Below are 7,994 nucleotides of genomic sequence, written 5' to 3' on the forward strand. Positions count from 1 at the left end.
CTGGGCTCAGCGCGAAGATGACGATGCCATTTCGAGTTGGGACGTAGAAAATCCACCGGCGGATCGACCTTGATCCCGTTACGCAGCATCGCAACGGCCGCCAGAAGAGGCGTGGCGATCGGCGCCGCCTGCATGTCGAGCAGGCGCAGCATCCTGGGCGCGTAGAGGCGGAAACGGTGATAGCCGTCCAGCACACGGCTGAGCGGGTCGGCCGCGAGCACGTTGGTCAGCGCGGAGGCCGTGGCGACAAGGGTTCTGAACCGTTCCCAGCCAGGCCCGGTGGCGATTATCCCGTCCAGGGCCGTGCCATCGTCCTGCGCTCCAAGCAAAGCACCACCGATTTCGGCAAAGGACTTCAGCGTGTCCCGAACGGCCGCCTTTTCGTCGGCGATCCTGGTGTTGCAAAGGCGTTCGGAGGCCCGATAGAGACGGCCTACGATGCGATCGTGGGTCTCCACGATGACATCGGCCAGCGATGACCGCCATTCCAGGGTGCAGACAGCGAGGATCGCAAGCCGCCTGTCTTCGGGCAGATCACGCATGCCGTCGGCGTAATAGCGCTCGCCCTGCCGGCGAAGCCGGGTCACACGATGCGCCGGCACGCCGTCCAGCAAATCCGCCGGAAGATCGAACCTTTGAAGATATTCCAGTCGATCCATCAGCCGGTTAGCGGCTGCTGAATTTGCGCCAACCTCGAACTGTCGCAGCCATACGAAGCGCGTGACGCGACCATCCACCGTATCCTCCAACAGGTGAGCCAAATTCTCGCTCAGGGTTGGCGTGATGCGATGGGCGATAAGATCCTCGATCCGGCGCTCGGCCTCAACCAGCGCATCGGCGCAAAGGCGCTCGATCGTCGAGGAGCCGGGAAGGATCGTGCGGGTGCGGCGACACTCCGCAACGAAGCGACGGGCAAGATCCTCATTCGATGTCGCCGCCTCGGCTTCCCGAGCGATCCATTCGCGCAAATCCCGTGCGCCCCGCCCCGAAAAGGAGCGATAGCCGTAGATTCGGCGAAGGTCCGCCAGATGCTCGTGCCGGGTCTCCTCGCGCGCGGCATAGAGGAGTAGATCGTCGCTGGTCAGGCCGAGCTGGGCCGCGATGAAATCCGATACCTGCGCCGGGATCAACTCGCCAGGAGCGAGCACCCGGCCCGGGTAGCGCAGGACGCACAGTTGCAGCGCGAAGCCAAAACGATTGTGGGCGCGCCGGCGCTGGCGGATATGCCCGAGATCCTCATCGCTGAGGGTATAGTGCCGCAGCAGCTCACCTTGATCGACCGGCAAGTGAAGCAGCGCCTCGCGCTGTCGATCGGTCAGGGTCACGCGACGCGGCATACATGCTCCTTATTCTTTCCGAGCTACGGTTTGAGATAGCTTGATTGAGATGCTGGTTAAGATACACAATAGCCCAATCTTATGTGCTCATGTTCGTCACCGCCTCAAACCTTCGTTTGTGATCCATGCTGATCGGCTACGCCCGCGTGTCCAAAGCCGACGGCTCGCAGTCGCTCGACCTGCAGCACGATGCCCTTCGCGCTGCCGGTGTCGAGCCAGGCAATATCTATGATGATCGTGCATCCGGTAGCCGTGATGATCGCCCCGGTCTTGCCGCCTGCCTGAAATCGTTGCGCGACGGCGATGTCCTCATCGTTTGGAAGCTCGACCGGCTCGGCCGAACGCTCACCCACCTGGTCAGCACGGTGCAGAATCTGTCGGATCGCGGTATCGGTCTGCGGGTGCTCACCGGCAAGGGCGCGCAGATCGACACCACGACGCCATCGGGCCGGATGGTGTTCGGCATTTTTGCCACACTGGCGGAGTTTGAGCGGGATATGATCCGCGAGCGCACCATGGCTGGCCTGGCCGCTGCCCGCGCGCGGGGACGCAAGGGTGGCCGCAAGTTCGCCCTCTCCAAGGCCCAGGTGCGGCTCGCTCAGGCTGCTATGGCCCAACGCGACACGTCCGTTTCCGACCTCTGCAAGGAACTCGGGATCGAGCGCGTCACTCTCTACCGCTATGTCGGTCCCAACGGGGAACTCCGGGATTACGGTCAGCGCGTGCTTGCTGCCAAAACGCGATGATGATGACGGGAGCCCCGATCAAACTTACCCAAGCGGACGCCGCAGACGTTGCAGACCTGTACAACCGTTGCAGCGACTATTTCCTGTTGCAGGACGGGGCCGCGCCCACGCTGGACGATGCTCGCGAGCTTTTCTCCGATGTGCCGCCCGAAAAGAGCGCCCACAATCAAGCTGTCCTGGGATGGAAGGGGCCTGGCGGCCTATATGCAATCGCGGCCATCCTCCGCGATTATCCGCGTGATGGCACATGGTATCTCGGCTTCATGATCGTAGATGCCGCACAGCGTGGTCGTGGCGTCGGACGCTCAATTTACTCGACGGTCGAAAGCTGGGCCGCTGCGAGAGGTGCCACAGAGATTCGGTTGGCCGTGCTGGAAGCGAATGAAGCGGCAGAGCGATTTTGGCGTTCTCTCGGCTTCATTGAGTATCGGCGCGTTGGGCCAGACACCTTCAAAATGCGTAGCCATCGCCGGATAGAACTGAGCCGTCGCCTTTCTGGCGCGACCGTAGAAGGCAGCAACAAGTAAGATCTCGCGCCGGCTATCTGGGCGAGCTTGGCGTAGGATTCCGCCCCCTCCCGCAAACGCCCCCTTTCAGGGAAGGGGGCTTGAGATCGCCTTGATGGCCTTCAATCCCGTTCCAAAACGAGCGATCGCGTCCCTGTTTCTCTCCAGCTCGCCATAGGGCAGATAGGCGAAGTCGAGATCGGCAATACGGCTGAAAGCCGGGCGACGGAGTTGCGCGCGAACGTCCTGCTCGCGCGCATTCGGTGCGACCAGGAATAGCCCGGCGGCAGCGTGCAGATCGCTCCCCGACAGCGCCAGATCGAGCATGCGCACGATCCCCGAGTAGATCGAGGTCGAATGTTCAACCTCGAACGCGGCGGCGACGCCGTCGCCACCCTTCGCCAGCCACAACACGTCGATGAGGCGGATCGAGTCCGCTCCGGGAGAGGTCGCAATGGCGTCTGGAAGGCGCTCGAGGCATCCCTGTCCAAGCGGGCAGCCAGCGTGAAGTCGACCGCGGTCATTGGCGGCGATCCACACATCGTAACCGAGGGCATGGCCGAGGTCGCGCAGCCAGGCCTGGATTTCGGCGTGCGTGCGATCGGTTTCGCCCTGCGCGGCGGCTGTCTTGTCGAGCCGGCTTGCCTCCGCTCTGGCATGTTCCAATCTGCCGAGCCAGTCGTCGGCCGCCGTTGCGTCATCCTCCAGCGGTGGCGCGGGATAGCGGCCCGAGCCAATGTCGAACAACAGTCCGCCGATCGCGCCGAGATCGTTGGAGAGCAACTCGCGGTAACGGTCGTTGAGGTCGAGGATGCCGGCGCGCATGGCGAGAAAATGATCCCATGACCCGAGCTTCACCTTGGCGCCGGTGACGGCATTGTAGCCCTTGACGATCGCGGTATTGAAGGGCGGCACCAGCGTCGGGTGAAGGAAATAGAGCAGGTTGGCCGCCGCCGGCCCCAGCCCCTTGATCTTGAGCGCGTCTATGCTGCGGATGTGGCTGATGATCTCCTCGGCGGTATCGCAGCACGAGCAATTGTCGAGCAGGCGACCGAACGCCCGCTGGTTGTCCGGGCTTTCGTAGATGTCTGGAATGCGCAGCTTGGGCTTCCACAGCCAGGCATGGTCGGCGCCCTTGAAGATCTGCCGCTGTTCGGCGATCGAGTGGACAACCGTTTCCAGTGACGAGCCGCGATAGGCGACGCCGAACCGCCCACTTTCGATTTCTGCGACCACCTGCTGCAGCCCGCGACGGATGGAGCGGAAGTTTTTCAGCCGTTCGTCCCACAGAAACCAGGAGCGATAGGTGGCGCCGGGATCGTCTCGCCAACGACGGACAAGCTCGCTCACGAGATCATGATGTGTCGCGGGTAACAAGGTCATACTGGCTGGGTCATCTAAACTGGGCTCCTTGCCGTTCAGGCTATCGCGAGCAAGGGCGGCTTGCACGTTCAATGTGCGATCCGCGAAGCGTGCTCAAATTGTCGGTGATCGCGCAGGGAAACGCCGCTGGCATTGGGCGTTGCCGGTCGCAACCGTCGACCGGGCGCACAGCCAGGCAGACGGCCGGCACGGGCGTCGCCGCCCGGGAGCGGCGACGCAACCAGCTTTTTCCGGTCGAACTTAGCGGATCACTGCTTTGCGATCGCGGTGACCTCGCCATCGCTGCCCTTGAGCGAGAGGTCGAAATCGACCTTGTCGCCGACCTTGACCGCATCGGTGATCGACGGCGCGGCCTTGAACGCCATCGTCATCGCGGGCCACTTGGCCTCCGGGATCGGACCATGATCGAGCGTGATCGTGCCTGCCGCCTTGTCGATCGCGGTGACGGTGCCATGGCCCTTGGCCTTGATCGCGGCGTTCGCGTCAGGCGCCATCGACATGTTGCCCATGTCGCCGCTCATGGTCGCGGCGGGCGCCGCCTCGTTGGTCTCAGTCGCAACGGGGGCCTCCGCCTTCTTGCCGCACGCGGCAGTCAGGGCGGCGAGGCCGAGGGCAATGGTCAGTCGTGCATGGTTCATCGTCTTCTCCTTCATGATGAAACGGGTTGAGGGATGGGATCGGTCTTGGGCCGGCGCAACAGCAGATAGGCGGCGGGCAGGACGAACATTGAGAGCAAGGGCGCGGTCAGCATGCCGCCGATCATCGGCGCGGCAATCCGGCTCATGACCTCCGAACCCGCGCCTGATCCCAGCAGGATCGGCAGCAGGCCGGCCAGGATCACCGCCACCGTCATCGCCTTGGGACGGACGCGCAGCAGCGCGCCTTCGCGCACGGCGGCCTCGACTTCGGCGGCGTCCGGATTTGCGGTGTGCTCCGCCAGCGCGTTCTTGAGATAGATCAGCATCACCACCCCGAACTCGGCGGAGATGCCGGCGAGCGCGATGAACCCGACCCCGGTGGCAACCGACTGGTTGAACCCCAGCAGATAGAGCGTCCAGATGCCGCCGGTCAGCGCGAACGGCAGCGTGCCCATGATCAGCGCAGCCTCGTCGAAGCGGCCGAAGATCAGGTAGAGCAGCACGAAGATGATCAGCAGCGTCGCGGGCACGACCAGCTTCAACCGGTCGACTGCGCGCTCGAGATATTCGAACTGGCCCGAATAGGCGATGCTGACCCCCGGCGAGAGCCGAACCTGTCTCGCCACCGCGCGTTGCAGATCGCCAACCACCGAGGCGAGATCGCGCCCGCGCACATCGACATAGACCCAGGTCGAGGGCCGGGCATTCTCGGTCTTGAGCATCGGCGGCCCTTCGGCGATCGTGACATTGGCGACCGTGCCGAGGGTGATCTGCTGGCCCGCGGGCGTCAGGATCGGTAGCCCCCGCAGCCCGTCGAGGCTGTCGCGCAATTCGCGCGGATAGCGCACGCTGATCGGGTAGCGGGCGAGGCCCTCGACCGTCTCGCCGATCGTCTCGCCGCCGATCGCGCCGGAGACGATGGCCTGGACGTCGGCGATGTTGAGCCCGAACCGCGCGGCGGCGGCGCGGTCTATGTCGACATCGACATAGCGTCCGCCGGTCAGCCGCTCGGCGAGCGCCGAGCTGACGCCGGGCACGCTCCTGGCCACGGTCTCGACATCATGCGCGATGCGGTCGAGCTCGGCGAGGTCACTGCCCGACACCTTGACCCCGATCGGGCTCTTGATGCCCGTCGCGAGCATGTCGATGCGGTTGCGGATCGGCGGCACCCAGATATTGGCGAGACCCGGAAGCTTCACCCGGCGATCGAGCTCGTCGACAAGGCGTTCGGGCGTCATGCCCGACCGCCACTGGTCGCGGGGCTTGAATTGGATCGTCGTCTCGAACATTTCGAGCGGCGCGGGATCGGTCGCGGTCTCGGCGCGGCCGGCCTTGCCGAACACGCTTTCGACTTCGGGCACGGTCTTGATCAGGCGGTCGGTCTGCTGGAGCAGCTCACTCGCCTTGGCGGCCGAGAGGCCCGGCAGCGCCGAGGGCATGTAGAGCAGGTCGCCCTCGTCGAGATTGGGCATGAACTCGCCGCCGAGCCGGCTGAGCGGCCAGGCCGTGGTGGCGAACACCAGAGCCGCGATCAGCAGCACTGCCTTGGGCCGCTTCATCGTCCAGTCGATCGCGGGCCGGTAGATATTGGTGAGCCAGCGATTGACCGGATTGGCCTGCTCGGCCGGAATGCGGCCCCGGATCAGCCAGCCCATCAGGATCGGCACCAGGGTCACCGACAGGATCGCGGCCGCGCCCATCGCATAGGTCTTGGTGAAGGCGAGCGGCGCGAACAGCCGGCCTTCCTGCGCCTCCAGGGTGAAGACCGGAATGAACGACAGCGTGATGATCAGCAGGCTGAAGAACAGCGCCGGCCCGACCTCGGCCGCCGCCTCGGTGACGACGATCCAGCGCATCTCGCCATCGAGATGTCTGTCCGGGTGATCCTGCTCCCAGCGTTCGATCCTCTTGTGGGCGTTCTCGATCATGACGACCGCCGCATCCACCATCGCGCCGATGGCGATGGCGATGCCGCCCAGCGACATGATGTTGGCGTTCACCCCCTGGAACCGCATTACGACGAACGCGGCCAGCACACCGAGCGGCAAGGTCAGGATCGCGACCAGCGCCGAGCGGACGTGCCAGAGGAACAGGGCGCAGACCAATGCGACGACGATGAACTCCTCGACCAGCTTGCGGGTGAGGTTCTCGACCGCGCGATCGATCAGCTGCGAGCGGTCATAGACCGTGACCACCTCGACGCCCGGCGGCAGACTTTTCCTGAGATCGGCGAGCTTGTCCTTGACCGCCGCGATGGTCTCACGGGCGTTCTTGCCTGACCGAAGAATAACGACGCCGCCGGCGACCTCGCCTTCGCCGTTCAGTTCGGCGATGCCGCGCCGCATCTCGGGGCCGACCTGGATCGTGGCGACATCGCCGAGCCGGACGGGCACGCCGCCCGCCGCAGTCTTGAGCGGGATTGCCCGGAAATCGTCGAGCGTTTTCAGATAGCCCGAGGCGCGGACCATATATTCGGCCTCGGCCATTTCCAGCACCGAGCCGCCGGCTTCCTGATTGGCTTGGCTGATCGCCTGCACTGCCTGGGCGTGGGTTACGCCGTAGGCCGCGAGCTTCACCGGATCGAGCAGCACCTGGTACTGCTTGACCATGCCGCCGATGCTGGCGACTTCGGCCACGCCGGTCACGGTCTTCAGCTCGTAGCGCAGGAACCAGTCCTGCAACCCGCGAAGCTGCGAGAGATCGTGCCGGCCGGTGCGGTCGACCAGCGCATATTCATAGACCCAGCCGACCCCGGTCGCGTCCGGCCCGAGCGCGCTGCGGGCGCTGGCCGGCAACCGACCCTGGACCTGGTTGAGATATTCGAGCACGCGGCTGCGCGCCCAGTAGAGATCGGTGCCGTCCTCGAAGATCACATAGACGAAGCTGTCGCCGAAGAAGCTATAGCCGCGCACCGTCTTGGCGCCGGGCACCGACAGCATGGTGGTGGTGAGCTGATAGGTGATCTGGTTCTCGACGATCTGCGGCGCCTGACCCGGATAGGAAGTGCGGATCACGACCTGCACGTCGGAAAGATCGGGCAGCGCGTCGATCGGGGTCGAGCGCACCGCCCACAGGCCCGCGCCGACCAGCGCGAGCATGCCGAGCACGACGAAGAAGCGGTTCCTCACCGACCAGCGGATGAGATGGGCGATCACTGGCCCGCCACCTTCGCCATATGCCGCAGCGTCGGTCCCGCCGGGGGCCGGTCGAACCCGAACCGGACCCGGTCACCCGCCTTGAAGCCGCGCGCGATGCCCGGATTGGCGAGCGCGAAGGTCATCGTCATCGCCGGCCAGTCGAGCGCGGGAACGGGCTCGTGGCTGAGCGTCACCGAATTGGCCGTGATCCGCTCGATCTTGCCCGTCGTCTCGTACAGCGTGGCTT

Annotated in this window: 7 protein-coding genes; 2 read left to right on the forward strand and 5 right to left on the reverse strand. The window is 64.8% G+C overall.

Annotated elements, in window-relative coordinates; all coding sequences use genetic code 11:
* On the reverse strand, positions 1–1,337 hold a 1,337-nt coding region (locus tag BHQ40_RS23195; protein ID WP_139139452.1), incomplete at its 3' end, for a DUF4158 domain-containing protein.
* 125 nt (positions 1,338–1,462) lie between these two features.
* On the opposite strand from BHQ40_RS23195, the gene BHQ40_RS23200 reads away from it, so the two are divergent.
* Together BHQ40_RS23200 and BHQ40_RS23205 are read left to right on the forward strand one after the other, a co-directional pair.
* Positions 1,463–2,083, forward strand: a complete 621-nt coding sequence (locus tag BHQ40_RS23200) for a recombinase family protein (RefSeq protein WP_008832583.1) — start codon at positions 1,463–1,465, stop codon at positions 2,081–2,083.
* Complete coding sequence (locus BHQ40_RS23205; protein ID WP_007686150.1) at positions 2,080–2,610, forward strand: GNAT family N-acetyltransferase; 531 nt, start codon at positions 2,080–2,082, stop codon at positions 2,608–2,610. The genes BHQ40_RS23200 and BHQ40_RS23205 overlap by 4 nt, the downstream gene beginning before the upstream one ends.
* A 66-nt stretch (positions 2,611–2,676) precedes the next feature.
* Here BHQ40_RS23205 and BHQ40_RS23210 read toward each other — a convergent pair whose 3' ends face one another.
* The 4 genes from BHQ40_RS23210 to BHQ40_RS23225 form a co-directional block, all read right to left on the reverse strand.
* Positions 2,677–3,939 carry a type II restriction enzyme NmeDI-related protein gene (locus tag BHQ40_RS23210; protein WP_007683327.1) on the reverse strand — a complete coding sequence of 421 codons (1,263 nt, stop codon included), beginning with the start codon at positions 3,937–3,939 and terminating at the stop codon, positions 2,677–2,679.
* 281 nt (positions 3,940–4,220) lie between these two features.
* Positions 4,221–4,625: a copper-binding protein gene (locus BHQ40_RS23215; RefSeq protein ID WP_007406376.1), complete on the reverse strand. Its 405-nt coding sequence runs from the start codon at positions 4,623–4,625 to the stop codon at positions 4,221–4,223.
* On the reverse strand, positions 4,622–7,765 hold the full coding sequence (locus BHQ40_RS23220) for an efflux RND transporter permease subunit (protein ID WP_070158108.1): 3,144 nt from the start codon (positions 7,763–7,765) through the stop codon (positions 4,622–4,624). Before BHQ40_RS23220 ends, BHQ40_RS23215 begins: the two co-directional genes overlap by 4 nt.
* Positions 7,762–7,994 (reverse strand): copper-binding protein (locus tag BHQ40_RS23225; RefSeq protein ID WP_139139453.1); only part of this gene is annotated, 233 nt, incomplete at its 5' end. The genes BHQ40_RS23220 and BHQ40_RS23225, both read right to left, overlap by 4 nt.

It is taken from the genome of Sphingobium phenoxybenzoativorans (assembly GCF_001757355.1).
GTDB lineage: Bacteria > Pseudomonadota > Alphaproteobacteria > Sphingomonadales > Sphingomonadaceae > Sphingobium > Sphingobium phenoxybenzoativorans.

Coding starts and splice junctions, on each gene's coding strand:
- BHQ40_RS23205 (WP_007686150.1), top strand. CDS start 2,080: ATGATGATGACGGGAGCCCCGATCAAACTTACCCAAGCGGACGCCGCA.
- BHQ40_RS23200 (WP_008832583.1), top strand. CDS start 1,463: ATGCTGATCGGCTACGCCCGCGTGTCCAAAGCCGACGGCTCGCAGTCG.
- BHQ40_RS23215 (WP_007406376.1), bottom strand. CDS start 4,625: ATGAAGGAGAAGACGATGAACCATGCACGACTGACCATTGCCCTCGGC.